Origin of the sequence: Salmonella sp. SAL4457, assembly GCF_046548235.1 — a bacterium.
GTDB lineage: Bacteria > Pseudomonadota > Gammaproteobacteria > Enterobacterales > Enterobacteriaceae > Salmonella > Salmonella enterica.
Genome location: NZ_JBGDZO010001015.1, coordinates 1 through 249 on the forward strand (window position 1 = coordinate 1; position 249 = coordinate 249).

Genomic DNA, 249 nt, shown 5'->3' on the forward strand with positions numbered 1-249 from the left:
TCACTACGCGGTGTCTGCCCTCGACGAAGCCGCCCAGGCGCGGGCCCAACTCGATGAGAGGGAAGGTCGGCTCGATTACCACCGGCAGATGTGGCGGAAGTGGGATCACGCCGCGTCCCACCCATGGGAGAAGGTTGAGCCCGACGCGGATTCACCCCTGGCCCTTGAGGATTACTACGGGCTCCCCGGTCAAACAGGGTCCGACGATGCTTCTCTCAAGAAACTCTCGGACTCGAAGGGGCTCAGAAG

1 protein-coding gene is annotated in these 249 nt (G+C 63.1%); it reads left to right on the forward strand.

From position 1 onward, the window contains the following. On the forward strand, nucleotides 1-249 hold a 249-nt coding region (locus tag ACLJNW_RS27235; protein WP_410961673.1), incomplete at both ends, for a hypothetical protein.